General features: G+C 70.4%; 17 protein-coding genes. 8 read left to right on the forward strand and 9 right to left on the reverse strand.

The window, feature by feature from the left end:
• Window positions 1-727: 727 nt before the first annotated feature.
• A complete protein-coding gene (locus tag ASC64_RS06305; protein WP_056906698.1) occupies window positions 728-1,051 on the forward strand; it encodes a hypothetical protein in 324 nt (107 codons plus the stop codon).
• Between the two features lie 722 nt (window positions 1,052-1,773).
• On the opposite strand, the gene ASC64_RS06315 is transcribed toward ASC64_RS06305, so the two are convergent.
• Entirely contained in the window at window positions 1,774-2,790 is a 1,017-nt protein-coding gene (locus tag ASC64_RS06315) for a PASTA domain-containing protein (RefSeq protein WP_056906700.1), read from the reverse strand.
• 125 nt (window positions 2,791-2,915) lie between these two features.
• Window positions 2,916-3,389 carry a heme-degrading domain-containing protein gene (locus ASC64_RS06320; RefSeq protein WP_056906701.1) on the reverse strand — a complete coding sequence of 158 codons (474 nt, stop codon included), beginning with the start codon at window positions 3,387-3,389 and terminating at the stop codon, window positions 2,916-2,918.
• A gap of 232 nt (window positions 3,390-3,621) precedes the next feature.
• Here ASC64_RS06320 and ASC64_RS06325 point away from each other — a divergent pair, with 232 nt between their 5' ends.
• Complete coding sequence (locus ASC64_RS06325) at window positions 3,622-4,149, forward strand: GNAT family N-acetyltransferase (protein ID WP_056906702.1); 528 nt, start codon at window positions 3,622-3,624, stop codon at window positions 4,147-4,149.
• A 74-nt stretch (window positions 4,150-4,223) separates the two neighbouring features.
• Here the strand turns inward: ASC64_RS06325 and ASC64_RS06330 are convergent, their stop codons facing one another.
• A complete protein-coding gene (locus ASC64_RS06330) occupies window positions 4,224-4,775 on the reverse strand; it encodes a hypothetical protein (RefSeq protein ID WP_156385056.1) in 552 nt (183 codons plus the stop codon).
• A gap of 251 nt (window positions 4,776-5,026) precedes the next feature.
• Between ASC64_RS06330 and ASC64_RS06335 the strand changes: the two genes are divergently transcribed.
• The gene (locus ASC64_RS06335) at window positions 5,027-6,049 is read left to right on the forward strand and encodes a hypothetical protein (RefSeq protein WP_156385057.1); all 1,023 of its coding nucleotides are present in this window, start codon (window positions 5,027-5,029) and stop codon (window positions 6,047-6,049) included.
• A gap of 83 nt (window positions 6,050-6,132) precedes the next feature.
• Here ASC64_RS06335 and ASC64_RS06340 read toward each other — a convergent pair whose 3' ends face one another.
• Entirely contained in the window at window positions 6,133-6,408 is a 276-nt protein-coding gene (locus ASC64_RS06340) for a hypothetical protein (protein ID WP_056906705.1), read from the reverse strand.
• A 138-nt stretch (window positions 6,409-6,546) separates the two neighbouring features.
• Here ASC64_RS06340 and ASC64_RS06345 point away from each other — a divergent pair, with 138 nt between their 5' ends.
• The 3 genes from ASC64_RS06345 (at window position 6,547) to ASC64_RS21950 (ending at window position 8,483) form a co-directional block, all read left to right on the forward strand.
• Entirely contained in the window at window positions 6,547-7,320 is a 774-nt protein-coding gene (locus ASC64_RS06345) for a helix-turn-helix transcriptional regulator (protein WP_056906706.1), read from the forward strand.
• 223 nt (window positions 7,321-7,543) lie between these two features.
• Window positions 7,544-7,909, forward strand: coding sequence for a hypothetical protein (locus ASC64_RS06350; protein WP_156385058.1), 366 nt, complete (start codon window positions 7,544-7,546; stop codon window positions 7,907-7,909).
• Window positions 7,910-8,300: 391 nt separating this feature from the next.
• Window positions 8,301-8,483, forward strand: coding sequence for a hypothetical protein (locus tag ASC64_RS21950; RefSeq protein ID WP_056906708.1), 183 nt, complete (start codon window positions 8,301-8,303; stop codon window positions 8,481-8,483).
• Window positions 8,484-8,535: 52 nt separating this feature from the next.
• On the opposite strand, the gene ASC64_RS22685 is transcribed toward ASC64_RS21950, so the two are convergent.
• Window positions 8,536-9,354 carry a resuscitation-promoting factor gene (locus ASC64_RS22685; RefSeq protein ID WP_056906709.1) on the reverse strand — a complete coding sequence of 273 codons (819 nt, stop codon included), beginning with the start codon at window positions 9,352-9,354 and terminating at the stop codon, window positions 8,536-8,538.
• A 220-nt stretch (window positions 9,355-9,574) separates the two neighbouring features.
• Window positions 9,575-10,051, reverse strand: a complete 477-nt coding sequence (locus ASC64_RS06365) for a GNAT family N-acetyltransferase (protein ID WP_056906710.1) — start codon at window positions 10,049-10,051, stop codon at window positions 9,575-9,577.
• Between the two features lie 22 nt (window positions 10,052-10,073).
• On the opposite strand from ASC64_RS06365, the gene ASC64_RS06370 reads away from it, so the two are divergent.
• A complete protein-coding gene (locus ASC64_RS06370) occupies window positions 10,074-10,583 on the forward strand; it encodes an HIT family protein (protein ID WP_056906711.1) in 510 nt (169 codons plus the stop codon).
• On the opposite strand, the gene ASC64_RS06375 is transcribed toward ASC64_RS06370, so the two are convergent.
• Both ASC64_RS06375 and ASC64_RS22490 read right to left on the reverse strand, forming a co-directional pair.
• Entirely contained in the window at window positions 10,568-11,710 is a 1,143-nt protein-coding gene (locus ASC64_RS06375) for a N(5)-(carboxyethyl)ornithine synthase (protein ID WP_056906712.1), read from the reverse strand. The genes ASC64_RS06370 and ASC64_RS06375 overlap by 16 nt on opposite strands.
• Entirely contained in the window at window positions 11,707-11,844 is a 138-nt protein-coding gene (locus ASC64_RS22490; protein WP_200937486.1) for a hypothetical protein, read from the reverse strand. Before ASC64_RS22490 ends, ASC64_RS06375 begins: the two co-directional genes overlap by 4 nt.
• A gap of 71 nt (window positions 11,845-11,915) precedes the next feature.
• Between ASC64_RS22490 and ASC64_RS06385 the strand changes: the two genes are divergently transcribed.
• On the forward strand, window positions 11,916-12,692 hold the full coding sequence (locus ASC64_RS06385; RefSeq protein ID WP_056906714.1) for an inositol monophosphatase family protein: 777 nt from the start codon (window positions 11,916-11,918) through the stop codon (window positions 12,690-12,692).
• Here ASC64_RS06385 and ASC64_RS06390 read toward each other — a convergent pair.
• On the reverse strand, window positions 12,679-13,626 hold the full coding sequence (locus ASC64_RS06390; protein WP_056906715.1) for a class I SAM-dependent methyltransferase: 948 nt from the start codon (window positions 13,624-13,626) through the stop codon (window positions 12,679-12,681). The two genes, ASC64_RS06385 and ASC64_RS06390, sit on opposite strands and share 14 nt — an antisense overlap.
• Window positions 13,627-13,640 lie beyond the last annotated feature (14 nt).

A 13,640-nucleotide genomic window follows, 5' to 3' on the forward strand; every position in this document is an offset into this window, starting at 1 on the left:
CGCCACGGCTTTCGCACCCCTGCCGAGATGCTCGAGAAGATACTGACCAAGACCGCTGACAACCACGGTGTTGCGTGACTACCTAGATTCCGCCGCACCTGCGTCTACCCCTGGTGCACCAGACCCGCCCGTCGTGCGGACGTCGACCACGTCATCGAGTACGACCACGACGCCGAAGCCGAAGGCCGCGAGCAACCCGGACCGACCACCACGTCCAACCTGGCGTGCCTGTGCCGCGGTCATCACCGGCTCAAGACCCACTCCGCGTGGACCTATGCCATGGTCGCCCCCGGTGTGTTCGAGTGGATCAGCCCGCGCGGACACCGCTACCTGCGTGATCGACACGGCACCACGTCGCTCGACGGACCGGGTCTCGTGACGGGCGCCAGCGCGCCCTCCTCGACCAACGAGACTGTCGATCCACCCGAGCGACCATGACCCCGCCCCGCACCCCGCCAGTCCCCACGATGGCGGGGCCACAGGCACGTCCGACAGCGTCCAGCGCGGCGCCGCCCGTGACCTACTCGCGGCAAATGCGGATGTCTACCCATTCCTTCGGCGGGTTCGCTTGCGTCGGGTTCCTGGCGATTCCGGCGCCCTATGTGCCGAACGGTGCTGTGCGGCGGCGGGTGTCCCGGGTGTCTGGATGTGCGATGGTGGCTCTCGAACGGGGATCCCGACCATGACGGTCGCGAGTTGCCTGCGGCCGCTAGTGGGAGAGGGACTGATGACGCTTCGCGTGCTGTCAGTCGTGTTGGCGATCGCAGCCACCACCGGTTGCTCTTCTGGCCATCCACAGGAGGATCCGTCCAGCTACAGCATCGTAGAAGAGATCGAGACCGGTATCGGCACGGAGGTCGTGGTCTCCGTGGAGGACAGCGCCATCGCAGTGGACGTCTTCGACGAGGTCTTCGACGACAACGATGGTTATGCAGCGGTTTACATCTTCTGCGCTGGCTCTGACGTTCGCCAGGACGACTTCATCCTCTACGGCAGAGCAGACGGCGATGACCGGAACATCATCATCCGCCATGAAGATCAGGACTGCTAACCGAGCGGCGACCCCGCCTTGAGCAAGCACCCGGACTGGACAGGCGTGTCCGCGAGCTGGCACCCATGGTGCCTCCGCGTGTGGCGCACAGGCCGAACCTCGTCACGGATCGGACGTGCTGTCATCCGCTCACCGACAGATGCGGTCGAGCTGATCGCGGCATGTGAGTGCATTGGTCCCGGCCCCGTGCATACCTACGCCTCTGCCTCGCCGCTCGATCTCGCGGTTGGCTGGAGTCAGGTCCCAGGAGAGACAGAGGACGGACCGGGTGGTCCGGACGGGAGGATCGAGATGTACGCCTTGCCTCGCACTCTGATGGGTCGTCGCGCGCTGTGGCTCCTGCTTCCCGTGCTGCTCTACCTGGTGTTTCCTGTATGGCTCCTCGTCTCCTACCTGCCACGGGCGCTGAGCATTGCCATCGGCATCGGCATGATCGGGCTGGCTCTCGCCTCTCTCGTCACCTCAGGCTGGCCATCTTCCGCGAGAAGGAACGCTCGGCGCTCGTGATCGTGCTCGCGTCCCTCACGTTCCTGATCGTCTTCGCCTTCGCCGTCGGTGAGGTCCTCGGCGGACACTGAGATCACGTGGGCTCCGGCGGTTCTGCACACTGCCATGTGGGCGGCTACAGCGAGTGCCGTCGACGCCATCGCCCACTCCATGGACCACGCCGGCCGTGTCCGTACCGCGGACCAGGCTCGGTCACCCACCCAGAACGACAGCGGTCAGTCGTCGCGTACGTCCCCGTCGTCGCGGGTCCGCACCCAAGGCGGCGGTCCGAGACCAATGCCGCCGGGAAGGGTCACGGACACGGCCGCGATGGCTCCGTCGTCGTCCTCGAAGAGGTCGATCGTGAGCTGGCACCCGAGCTCCGGTCCGTCGCCAGAACCGGCGCCGCTGACTGTCAGCACGACTCGGGTGGCAGTTTCAGCGACACCGGACGGGCTCGACGTGGGGAGGCCGCATGTGGTGGGCGGTGGTGGTCCACTGGTGATCGAGACGACCGGCTGCCCGAGGTCGTTGGCGACCGGGCGCACCGCGTAGGCCACGACGGGGTCGCGCACGCGCCATCGCCAGTCGGGCGAGGTGGCCGAGTGGGTCCCGTCGGCCGTCCCAGCCGCCTCGCCGTCGACGTAGAGCCGCACCTCGGGCGCGAGATGCGGGCGGCCCGAGCCGGAGACGAGGAAACGCAGGAACGCCCACGCCTGGACGCGTCCGGCGGCGTCGGCAGGGCAGCTCCACGACGGGGTCGCCGTCGCGATGACGACCACCACCTCGTCGAGCCGGACCGTGTCGCCGGACGGCGGCACGGAGCCCAGCACCTGCCCCGCCGGATCACACTGGGGCGCTGCATCGACGCGCGACGCGATGCCGGCGCGCCCCAGCGCGCTGACGGCCTCGGCGGAAGTGAGGCCTACGAGGGCAGGCACCGTCGCGGCCCTCCGCTCGACCTTCTCGGGGCCGGATGGACCGGTCAGGATCGTGACCACGAAAGCCGCCGCGACAACGGCGGTGAGCACGACGACGGTGATCAAGGGGACGCGAGACCGCCCGCCGAGCACCTCCTCACGCAGAGCGGGAACAACGACCTGGTCGGGATCGGCGGAGCGAACGATGCGGCGACGGTGGTCCTCGATCACGCGATCGACCACCGCCGCGGCGCGGTCCGCCGGCACGCCGAGCTCGGTCGCCATCTCGACGAGTCTCCGGTGGCGCGCATCTCGGTAGTCCTGGAGGTCCATCTACCGCTCCTGGGCCCGGCGCCGGGAGTCGGTCCGCCGCCAGCGCGGGCAGTCGACGACGAGCCACTTCTCGACATCGGTGCGCGCCATCCGCTGAGTCTCGCAGAACGTGTCGGCGTGCTACGTCAGCGTCGGGCGGCGAGGAAGCCCTCGATCGTGTCGACGACGAGCTGGTGGTCCTCCACCTGCGGCATCCCGGAGACCGCGACGGTGCCGACACAGCCGGTGCCGCGGACGAGGATGGGGAACGCCCCTCCGTGAGCGGCATAGTCGGACGGGTCCAAGCGGGAGTTCGCCTCGAAGGATCCGCCGTCGACCCTGAACTGCTCGCCCACACGCAGCGAGGAGCGCCCATAGCGGTCCACCACGGCACTCTTGCGCTCGAGCCAGCCGTCGTTGTCCGCTGTCGCGCCCGGAAGCGCCGCGTGAAAGAGACGCTGACCGTTGCGACGGATCGAGATGGCCACCGGCAGGAAGGCGGCGACCGCGGCCTCGCGCAGAGCGACACCGAGTGCCCACGCGGTTTCCTCGTCGAAGCTGTCGAAGACGAGGCGCGACTCCTGAGCGATCAGCTCATCAAGAAGCTCAGTTCCAGTCACAGCTCGGCCCTCGGAGGAACCGCACTACGCCAGCGAAGGTCTCCATGTTCACAAGGCGCACGCTACCCAGTTCTCCACACCCCGAGGGTGCTCCGCACGATCGACTGTTGACGCCGCCGGCTCATCGGCAGATCCGCGCCTATCCGGCAGGAGCGGGTGGTGGGGTCGCGGCAGACCGGTTCGTCCGTGCCGTCGCTTCTCGATGCGCTGCAAGCTGCGGTACAAGAACGACATGGCCCGGTTCGACGTGAGTGATTCAGCCACCCATCAGGACGGAGCGGCCCTGTGGTCCGTGTACGAGTCGGTGTTCGGCGACCATCCTGACTACGAAACATGGCGGGGGGCTGTATGGGACAAGCACCGGGTGCGGAACGGTTTTCGTCTCGCCCGTGCCTACGACGGCGGCGCCTTGGTGGGCTTCGCCTACGGCTACACCGGTGAACACGGTCAGTGGTGGACCGACCGCGCGCTCGCGGTGCTGCGTCCTGACGTTGCGGACGAGTGGTTGGGAGGCCACTTCGAGCTGGTGAGCATTGGCGTACTGGACACGGCCCGACGCGGTGGTGTCGGTCGAAGACTGATGCACCTTCTGCTCGAAGGCCTCCCTCACGAACGTCAGCTCTTGATGACGACGGCAGACACCACCGCCCCGGCGAGGCGGCTGTACGCGTCTGAGGGGTGGCGCGTCCTGGGCCCAGGCATCGGCAACGGGACCGTGATCATGGGTCGTCGGGGCACCGTGGGTCAGGAGACCTCTTAGCGTCGCCGCACCTCGGCACGACCGGACGCTCGACCCGCGACATCTCCGCACAGCCGAGGTTCAAGGGCTGCGACTCAGGACGTCCGGTCCCGGTCGACCGCGGCCTCCAACGCTGAGGGGTGCACGACGGTCCCGCATGTCGGGCACGTCTCCTGGATCGCGTCGAGGTCCTGGAGCACCTCTGCGAGGTCCGTGCGCCCCCTCATGGCGGCCACGGATGCCAGCAGGTACCGCAGGTCTGCATCGGTCGTGCAGTTCTCGAGGCGCTCGAGCGTGAGGGTCAGTCCCCGGCGCATCGCTGTCCTGAAAGCAGGTTCCAGGTCGCTCGGCACGTCGGGGGCATAGGTCGCGATCAGTCCGGCGACGATGAGGTACTCGTCCGCATCGGCCGGCTCCACGCGACCCGCGAAGTCCATCAGGTAGGGGAGAGCGGCGAAGGCGGCGTCGTACGTCGTCTCCTCGGCGCAGATCTCCGGCCACATCTCCTTGAAGAGGTCGAGGTCTGACGGGTCGTCGCCGAGGGCCCGGAGCGCCTGGGGAACCGGGTACGCCCCAGGCCCAATCCGGGTCCACAGCTGGCTCCACCGCGGGCTGTCAAGTGGGAGTCGATCGGGGTCGTCGCTCATGCGAGCCATTCTGGATGACGCACGACCGGACCCCCTGACATCGGCAGGATCGGACGTCGTGGTCGCGGCGGGCGCCTCCGCCATCGTCGTATCGTGCGGGTGCCGACCGCGCCGGGACATCGAGGTGGACGAGAACGATGGGCATCAGCACCGCCGCTGCGTTGGAGGCTCGGCTCGTGTCGCTCCGAAGCCGCCCTGCTGGCGAGGATGCTTTCCTCGCCGAGGTCCAGGCTCTCGGAGCCAGTCTCGAGGTGAGGATCGGGAGTGACTCCCTCCTCAAGATCGCCCTGGCCGGGCTGTCGAGCGACGGCGTCTCCCCGCCGCCGTCAGGCGGTCCTGCCGCCGGCTTCGCGGGGCGGAGCATGGTCCTGCCCTCCACGTCCACCATCTCGTCAGCCGCTTTCGGGGCGGATGACGGCGCGGAGGTCGAGAAGCTGCTCACCTCCTGCGCTGCAACGGTCGAGGCGCAGGGCAACCAGGCGGAGCTCCGGGACATCTACGTCGCGATGCTGGCGCGTCCGGACGTACGCCGTGACGTCGCCGCGAGTCGACCGGTCGACCTCCACGTCCTGTCGGCCCTGACGGCGGAGCGCGCCTCGGTCAGTGCCTTGAGTCCCGTGACGTTCGACGGGGACGTCGAGCTCGCCCTGTATGCGTGGCTGTGCACTGTCGTCGGCGTCCCGCATGCGTCCGAGCACGTGGCGGAGGTGACGAGCCGCCGTCACCTGCGGCTACAGCTCCGGGACCGACCCGTCGCGGTGGCCGCTGCCCAGCTGTGCGAGGTCCCGGTTGGGCACCTGCTGCCCTTCGAGGGGCCTGCGGACACCCTGGTGGACGGCCCGCTGCCTCCCGACGACCTGGTCCGTGTCGTGGACGAGCTGGCGCAGGGCTCGACGTTCTGGACCTGGCGTCGCCAGGGCTTCCAGCTCGGGTGCGTGACCGGAGGCCAGGACGCGGGCGCCATGCCGTACGTGATGTCGGGGCGCGCCCTGCGTTGGCTGGTCGACCGCGGGGTGCCGCTGGGTCCGCAACGCCTGGGGCGGATCGACGACTACGCCAAGAGCGTCACGGAGATGCTCGGGCGTGGCGATGACACCGACCCGCTGGGTGCCCACCTGAACGTCGTGGTCGGGCTCGCTGACGACGGGATCCACCTGCCACTGGCCGAGGAGCTCGCCGCACTGGCCTGGCTCTGTGACGTCCACGACGAGTACGTCGACCTCGAGGCGCTGCTCGACATCCGGGCCAAGGGGCTGCGGGGGATGTTCGGGTGACGGAGCGTGCGGCCCACCAGGTCCTGGCCATGCGCGTGAGGCGGGGCCGCCCGGACCTGTCCGGGTACGCCGGCACCCCGCAGTCAGGGGAGGTAGGTGTCGCAGCGGGGGAGAGGGCCGTCGAGCGCGACGTTCCAGTTGAGGGGCGCGGGCGTGATGAAGCAGCTCCGCTCGGCGCGGGGGCCCGCGGTGGCTGTGTCGGTGACCGCGGCCCGGTGCACGACGGCGGGGATGTCGACGGGATCCGGGATGGCGCCGGCGCTGCTGGGGTGCAGGGACACCAGGGCTGCGACCAGCCCGGTGGCCGAGGCGGCGACGGCGAAGGTCGGGGGACGGTGGGTGTTCTTGAAAGTGGTCATGACCCGACGGTGCGCCGGAGGCCGGCACACCGGAATGCGACGTTGGCCGCTGGGGGTTCGGCGTACGCGCTATTGCGTATGTCGCTCCCGGCAGCCGGGTCGTAGCGTGAGCGGCACGCACACAACGGAGGTAGCGCCGTGCCGGACAACTGGGTCATCACCGACAGCGACATCCAGGCCCTGCTGGAGGTGCTCGACGGTTGTCAGACCGACGCCGTCGGCACGGACATCTTCTATGTCGACGTCCTGACCGGCCTGCGGGAGCTGATCCCGTGCGGCGAGATGACGTTCCAGCTGATGGACGTCGCGGAGCAACGGGTGCGGACGCTGTCGGTCAACGACGCCGGCGTCGAGCGCGACGAGTCCGTCGGCATGGTCGACGAGTGGACGACCCTGTTCTGGCAGCAGTTCTGGGACGAGCACGGATGTGCGGGTCCGTTGCTGTCGGGCGACTACACCACGGTGCTCCACCACGCCGAGACGACGCGCACCCGGGCGTACGCCGACTCGCCCCTGGGGACCCTCGCGGGCGAGCTCGGCCTGGACGACGAGATCCTGGTGCCGATGGCACCGCTCGGGGGCACGGACCGACGTCTGCTGCTCTGGCGCACCAAGGACGAGCCCGACTTCTCCGAGCGCGAGAAGGCGATGCTGGCGCTGGCCCGTCCGCACCTGGCCGAGCTGCACACGCGCCGCGACCGCGAGCTTCGCGGCGAACCGAACCTGACGCCTCGCCAGTGGGAGGTCCTGCGTCAGGTGGCCACCGGAGCCAGCAACACCCAGATCGCCCGCACCCTCGGCCTCTCTGACGCGACCGTGCGCAAGCACCTCGAGAACGTCTTCCTCCGCCTCGGGGTGCAGAGCCGGACCGAGGCCCTCGCTCGCGTCCGCGTGTTCCTCGACGCGGCCTGAACCGATCCCGTCGAGGCCAGCCACCCTGATCGTGAGCAGCAACGCTCCAGCGATGGAAGACGCGTGGCTCCCACCGACGCCTCCTGCGTCGGACTTCACCGAGGTGAGGCCCCTTCCCAGCCGCTTCTCCTCGGCCGTGTTCTCCCGCGGCATCCTCGTCTGCCCGGAGAGCGAGTCCGGCCGCTACCTGGCTTCCGTGCCGAGTGAGCGTGTTCCACGCAGCGTGACCCGCATCGGAGATGCGGGTCTGTTCTACGTGAGCAAGGACCCCGGCCTGCGCCGGTTCCACACCTGGCTCGCCGTGGGCCATGCCGAGACCCCGCACCCTGGGCCGGGGCCGACGTGGGACGACTCCTGGACGCTCGCCCCCACCGATGCGTTGGCAGTGTTCGACCACAAGGGCACGTGCCACGGCCACGTGACCGACGTGGCTGGGACCTACCTGGTCCGCTCCCGGATCCTCGACGGCAGCGAGAGTCCTGGCGACGAGTTCTACGTCGCACCGGGATGGTTCCTCGAGGTCACCATGCTCGACCCGGTCTCAGGGCAGCCGGTCAACGCCCGGTGGTGGGGGTTCGGCAGTCGTTGACCTGCCACCAGGTTCTGGCCATGCGCGTGAAGTGGGGCCGCCCGGACCTGTCCAGGTACGCCGACCGGTTCGACCTGCCACCATCGGACGGGGCGCCGGGAGTCCGACCACTGCCCTCCGGACCGCTTCCCCGGCCCGATCACGACGCCCGTCGTGCCGCCCGCCTCGCCGAAGGCGTACCGGTGCGGCGAGGCCTGGTCGATGGTCCTCAGCCATGCGAGCGGGCGGACCGCTCTGGTCCAGGGCAGCGCCGGCAACGTCGCCGGAGCACTGCGCGGCCACCGCGCGGACGTGGCCTACCTCGGCGTGGGGCAGCTCGGCCTCCAGGACCCGAGCTACATCCGGACCTACTGGGCCCGAGACGGTCGAAGCCGTCGGGGCCACGAGCGTCGTGCTGATCCACTGGGACGACTTCTTCCGTCCGCTGGAGGCCCCCTTGCGGGCGCTGCCCTACATCGGCGACGACCTCGACGTGACGATGCGGGTCTTCGCAGGGCTCAGCGCGGAGCAGGGGGTCGCGCTGCACCTCCCCACGGCGTGGCGGCGCGAAGACCCCTGGGCCGCGCTGCGCTGAGCCCGCCGGCCCAGGCCACGCGCGCCCCAGGGGTTCTGCTCAGGGGCTCGGCTCAGAGCAGGCGACCGCAGTTCGGCCAGGGGGAGCGGCCGCGCTGCTTGTAGAGCAGCTTCGCGCGGTAGGTCTGCTCGCCCGCGGACGCGGAGGTCGGCAGGCCGGAGCCGCCGACGCTGCGCCACGTGCCGAGGTCGAACTGGTAGAGCCCGTAGTAGCCCGCCGGGTTCACCGCGTTCGGGTTGCCACCGGACTCGCAGTTGGCCAGCGCGCCCCAGTTGAGGCCGTCGGCACCCTGGACGGCGTACGGCTTGCGCCCGACGAGCACCCGGCGCGGCGAGGGGTCGCGGACGAGGGTGCGCTTGACCACGCGCGAGCGGACCTGCTCGCCGTTGTGCAGCGTCTTCAGCTTGACGACCTTGCGCACACCGGGCCGGCCCTCGCGCACGACCTTGCGGTGCCCGGGCTTCAGCTTGGTGGTGAACACCTCGACGGTGCCGCGGCGCACGCGCAGCCGCTTCGTCTTGCGGACCTTGTCGACCTCGGTCAGCTTGACGGTGTCGCCCGCACGGACGCGCTTGTTCTTGCCCGAGACCTCGCGGCCGTCGCGGACGACGTCGACGAGGTCGTTGCCGTCGACGGGCACGCCGTGGGCCTCGAGCAGCTCGCCCGGCCAGGAGCGGGGGGCGGTGACGACCTCGACGGCGGGCTGGTCAGCCACCTTGAGGCGTACGTCGACGGCGCTGGGCTGGGCCATGGCGCTGCCGGGCACCATGCTCAGCGCCAGGGCGGCGACAGCGGTGCTCGCGACCATGCTGCCGAGGCGCATCGGGCCGAGGGGGCGGATCGGGTGGGCGGGTGTGGTGGTGGCACGCACGTGCTTCTGACCTCACAGTGTTGGGCGCGGGGGCGCTCGGACGCGACACCGTCGGGACGGGCGTCGAGGCCGCGGCGGTGATCACCTCGCGATGGGAGGGCGCCCCGTCGTCGACGAGGGCCACTGCCTGCGGCTCCACCACGACAACACGATCGACAGGGCATGTCGAATCGACGGAGCCCTGCATCGGGGCCGACGTGAGGGGACTCACGTCGGGCCCTCAGACGCTCTTGACGTACCTCCGGCACGGCGAGACGTAGTGCTCGCCCCCGGCCGTGACCTCGTAGGGCAGGTCGCCCGCGTCGCTCCAGCCGTGCTTCTCGTAGAACGCCCGGGCCCGGGCGTTGCCGGTGACGACGGCCAGCCAGGCGGAGACGTGGCCGGCGGCGGCGACCTGGCGTTCTGCCTCCGCCAGCAGGAGCGGAGCGAGCCCGGTGCCGCGGGCGTCGCGCCCGACGAAGACCTGCTCCACCTCGTCGTCGGCGACCATCACGAAGCCCAGCAGCCGGCCGATGCCGTCGACCGCGACCGTGGTGTCGGCGACGCGTGGGGGTGTGCGCTCGTGGAAGGCCGCGAGCGTCCGCGCGGCGGTCAGGCCCTCCGGCACGTGGCCCGCGTGCCCGTCGTGCCAGCCCTCGTGCCACAGGTCGGCCACCGCGGCCATGTCGGCCTCGGTGGCCGGTCGGATCGACGTCATCGGCCCACCCTAGGATCGCGCCATGAGCGACGACGGCCTGGAGCGGATCTGGACACCCCACCGGATGGCCTACGTCCGCACCGTCGTCGACGACGAGGGGTGCCCGTTCTGCGCCATCCCGCACCACCCCGACGACGAGACGCTGGTCGTCGCGCGGGGTGAGTCGACCTACGCCGTGCTCAACCTGCACCCCTACAACCCCGGCCACCTGATGGTGCTGCCCTACCGCCACGTCGCCGACCTCGCCGACCTCACCGACGCCGAGTCGGGGGAGCTGATGGCGATGACCCAGCAGGCCCTGCGCGCCATCCGTCAGGTCAGCCGCCCGCACTCGTTCAACATCGGCCTCAACCTCGGCCGCTCCGCCGGCGGCTCGCTGTCCGAGCACCTGCACCAGCACGTCGTGCCGCGCTGGACCGGTGACGCGAACTTCATCACCGTCGTCGGTGGCACCAAGACCTTGCCGCAGCTCCTCGAGGACACCCGCGACCTGATCGCCCAGGCGTGGCCCCGAGGTCAGACGACGGAGTAGGGATGCTCGCCCGAGCGGCCCTGGAAGCTCAGGATCGCCGGGTTGCGCACGTGGCCCTCGCGGATCTCGATGGCGCGCGTGATGGTCTCGTTGCCGTCCCACGACTCCGGTCCGGCGAGCACCGTCTCGACGAACGGCAGCAGCGCCTCGCTGTTCTCCCACGTGGCCGAGCTCCACAGGTAGGACGGACTGTGGTCCACGGCGTAGTAGTGCACGCGGTCGCCGACGGTGAACATGGGGGCGTCGAACCCGGTCGGCACGGCCCACGAGAAGCCCATGCCCTCGTCGCACGACACGTCGACGACCAGGCTGCCCCTCCGGAAGAGTGCGACGTCCTCGACCTGCAGGTAGGTGAGTGGCGCGGCCGGGTCCTGGAGGGTGCAGTTGACGACGATGTCGTTCTCCGCGAGGTACGGCGCCAGCGGCACCCGGCCCTGGTCGGTGATCACCATGCTTGCGCCCGGGGCGCCGGGATCGTGGTCGAACTGCCGGATCCGCACGGAGTGGATCGGGGACCCCACGGCAGCGACCCCACGTGTGGTGAGGACGGCCACGTCGCCGACGCCGTGAGCCTTGAGCGCCGTGACCGCACCGCGTGCGGTGGCGCCGAACCCGATGACCACGGCGCTGAGGCGGCGCCCGTAGTCACCCGTGATTCCGACGAGCTGCATCGCGTGGAGGACGGAGCAGTAGCCGGCGAGCTCGTTGTTCTTGTGGAAGACGTGGAGCCCGACGTGGCCGTCGGAGGTCCAGTGGTTCATCGCCTCGAACGCGATCAGCGTCAGCTCACGGTCGATGGCCATCTGGGTCAGGTGGGTGTCCTGGACGCAGTGCGGCCAGCCCCACAGGACCTGGCCTGGGCGCATCGCCGCGACGTCCTCGTGCTGCGGCTTGGGAAGGAGGACCACGTCCGACTCGCGCACGAGCTCCTCGCGGGAGGCGAATCCGGCCACGTGCGGGGCGAGGTCGTCGTCACCGAGGCCGAAGCGGCTGGCATACCCGTGCTCCAGCCTGGTCCGGGCGGCGACGTCCGGTGGCAGCCGCGACAGGTGCTCGGGATGCAGCGGCAGCCGGTGCTCGTTCTCCTTCGCGGAGGTGCCGACGACTCCGAGGCTGAGCCCGGTCACTTCTTCCTGGGCTGCTGGGCCTCGGGCATCACGTGCTTGGCGGCGTCGGCCTTCGCGTGCTTCTCGGCACGCTTCTCCTTGAGAGACTTGCCGGACTTCTTGGACATGCCTTGCCGTGGCGACTTGTCGCTCATCGGGGCTCCCTGGTCGGAAGCCTGGATGGCTCCGTGCACCCACACTACGCCGTCGCACTAACGTGGCGTCCATGGTTCACCCGCACCTCGCCGCCGACGCCGCACTGGCCGCCGACCTGGTCCGCGAGGCGGCGCTGCTCGCCGCCCGCATCCGCGCGGAGGGGCTCGACATCGAGCGCAAGACCAGCGGGTCCGACATCGTCACCCAGGCCGACACGGCGGCCGAGCGGCTGATCGTCCAGCAGCTCACCGCCGAGCGGCCCGATGACGCGATCGTGGGGGAGGAGGGCACCTCACGCCCCGGCACGTCGGGCCGCACCTGGGTGATCGACCCCGTCGACGGCACCTACAACTTCTCGCGCGGCAGCGACTGGTGGTGCAGCGCGATCGCGCTCCGCGACGAGGACGACGTGCTGCTCGGCGCGGTGCACCACGCCGCGTCGCTGCGCACCTGGGTGGGCGGCCCCGACCTGCCCAGCACCTGCGACGGTACGCCGTTGCCGCCCCCGCCCGACACGCCCCGGGAGGCCCGGTGCGCAGCCACCTACCTCCACCCGCCGTTCTACACCGGTGAGGTGGGGGAGGCCTTCGCCCGTGCCCTGGGTGAGGTCGGCACCCTGCGGATGCTCGGCTCGGGGACCATGGACTGCATGGCCATCGCCGTGGGCCAGTGGGACGTCCTCTTCCAGCACTCCGTCGCCGACTGGGACCGGTTGCCCGGCGCGGCGATCATCCGGGGCGCCGGCGGCGACTCCGTCGTCGTACCGGCTGCCGGGGTCGAGTGGACCGTCACCGGGGCCCCCGCGGCCGTGGCGGACGTGCGCGCGGCGCTCGTCAGGCGCGCCTGAGGACGTAGCCGCCCGCGTCGCCCTCGCCTCGCGCGTTGAGAGCACGGCTCTCCTTCTCCCACGCGGCGATCTGCTGCTTGCTGAAGTGCGCGCGCGCCTGGGCCAGCGAGGCGCCCTTGTGGGGGAGGCCCCTCCGGATGAGCTCGCTGCCCCAGAACTGGAACGACCACGAGTCGTGGAACAACCGCTCGACCTCGAGCCCGGCAGCGGCGGCCATCGCGTCCATCGCCTGCGGCGTGTACAGGACGAGGTGGCGCGGCGCGTCGATCTGCGACCAGTCCATCCCGTAGCGCTCCCACGCCACCGACCCCATGATCGGCATCCGGACCAGCACCCGCCCACCCGGAGCCAGGATGCGCGTCGCCGAGGCGAGCATCGCGTGGGGATCGGGCACGTGCTCGAACGAGTGGTTCATCACCACCCAGTCGTAGGAACCGCTCAGCTCGGTGTGGTGGCGCCGCAGCACCTTGACGCCGTTGCGGTCGATGTCCTCGGGCAGGAACGGGTCGGAGCCGACCAGCTCGCGGTGCCCCAGCAGGCGCATGTGCACGAGGTTCTCGCCGATCCCGGACCCGATGTCGATCACGGACTCGTCGGGGGAGATGCCGGCGTCGCGGACGAAGCGCAGCCCGATCCCGCGTCCGGTGCGCCGGTGCACGGCGCCCACCGCACGCAGCGCCGCGCGCGAGAGCGGGTTCTGCACGACGGGGCGGTCGACGAGCGAGGTCTTGACGTTGAAGCTGCTGTAGCTCGAGGCGTCGTAGTACTTGCCGAGGTCGTCGGGGACCTCGGTGATCTGGAGCGACCCGCATCCCTGGCAGAGCCGGTAGGTGAACGTCTCGCCGTTCATGTCCTGGACCTCGCGCGCCTCGAGGCGCGGCGCGGCGCGCCCGTCGGCGCCGCACGCCACGCAGTCGTCGGTCAGCTCGTTCACAGGTCGTCCTCCCG

The sequence above is a fragment of the Nocardioides sp. Root122 genome, assembly GCF_001425025.1.
Lineage (GTDB): Bacteria > Actinomycetota > Actinomycetes > Propionibacteriales > Nocardioidaceae > Nocardioides.

Bases quoted from the DNA above. Each gene is read 5' to 3' on its own strand.
- ASC64_RS06305 (WP_056906698.1), top strand. From the start codon at position 728: ATGACGCTTCGCGTGCTGTCAGTCGTGTTGGCGATCGCAGCCACCACC.
- ASC64_RS06315 (WP_056906700.1), bottom strand. From the start codon at position 2,790: ATGGACCTCCAGGACTACCGAGATGCGCGCCACCGGAGACTCGTCGAG.
- ASC64_RS06325 (WP_056906702.1), top strand. From the start codon at position 3,622: ATGGCCCGGTTCGACGTGAGTGATTCAGCCACCCATCAGGACGGAGCG.
- ASC64_RS06330 (WP_156385056.1), bottom strand. From the start codon at position 4,775: ATGAGCGACGACCCCGATCGACTCCCACTTGACAGCCCGCGGTGGAGC.
- ASC64_RS06340 (WP_056906705.1), bottom strand. From the start codon at position 6,408: ATGACCACTTTCAAGAACACCCACCGTCCCCCGACCTTCGCCGTCGCC.
- ASC64_RS06365 (WP_056906710.1), bottom strand. From the start codon at position 10,051: ATGACGTCGATCCGACCGGCCACCGAGGCCGACATGGCCGCGGTGGCC.
- ASC64_RS06370 (WP_056906711.1), top strand. From the start codon at position 10,074: ATGAGCGACGACGGCCTGGAGCGGATCTGGACACCCCACCGGATGGCC.
- ASC64_RS22490 (WP_200937486.1), bottom strand. From the start codon at position 11,844: ATGAGCGACAAGTCGCCACGGCAAGGCATGTCCAAGAAGTCCGGCAAG.
- ASC64_RS06385 (WP_056906714.1), top strand. From the start codon at position 11,916: ATGGTTCACCCGCACCTCGCCGCCGACGCCGCACTGGCCGCCGACCTG.